Source organism: Fulvivirga aurantia (assembly GCF_009711475.1).
Taxonomy (GTDB): domain Bacteria; phylum Bacteroidota; class Bacteroidia; order Cytophagales; family Cyclobacteriaceae; genus Fulvivirga; species Fulvivirga aurantia.
In genome coordinates this window covers 1-807 of record NZ_SMMD01000172.1, presented here as the reverse complement: position 1 = coordinate 807, position 807 = coordinate 1, and the positions used below count along the sequence as shown (strand labels likewise).

Here is an 807-nt window from a genome sequence, read left to right as displayed (position 1 = left end):
ACTGGTAATAAGTACTAACGGTATTTTAGATCAATTTCCCTTTGGTGCACTGATCGTGCAGGGTGCAGATTCAGATAGAATCAATTATAAGAAGCTAAAATATCTTGGATTGCTAAATCCTATAAAACGAACACATACCGCTAAAATGTATTTGAATAATAATAGGCCCTTTAAAGAAGATGATTTTTCAGTTCTGAGCTATGCCTTTTCCAGTGATGAAACCTTGAAAAATAATATGATACAAGGCTTTAAGGAACTGCCTGGTTCACTTAGTGAATTACTACAACTGCAAAAGATGTTTGGCTTACAAAATGTTACGTCAAGAGCAGGAATCGAAGCAAAAAAGGATCAATTTTTAAGCGACCTTGATAACAAATTTGACATTATTCACTTAGCACTACATGCTACTTCCAGTACCCAAGACAAACTAGAAAATAAGATATTCTTTCGCACATCTACAGGTTCTTATGATTCATTATATGGATATGAACTGTTGAGTCATCAGGTCTTGGCTAAACTTGTTGTGCTTTCCGCGTGTGAATCTGCGTTAGGTAAAGATGTAGTAGGAGAGGGGACTTACAGTTTATCCAGGGCATTTATGCAGGCTGGTACCGAGCATGTAGTAGCAAGTCTCTGGGAGCAGGTGGATTTCAGCTCCCGGTTGATTAATAGAAGCTTTTATCTAAACCTGAAAGAAGGTAGTAACCTTGATCAGTCCTTATTGAAAGCTAAACGGGACTACGTGGCACAGGCTAATAAATACAATTCCCACCCGGCATACTGGGCGGGAATTGTGGTGTTTTAAAG

At 38.4% G+C, this 807-nt stretch carries 1 protein-coding gene; it reads left to right on the top strand.

Translation table 11 applies throughout. From position 1 onward, the window contains the following. Window positions 1-805 (top strand): CHAT domain-containing protein (locus E1176_RS00505; RefSeq protein WP_155208634.1); only part of this gene is annotated, 805 nt, incomplete at its 5' end. Window positions 806-807: the final 2 nt, after the last annotated feature.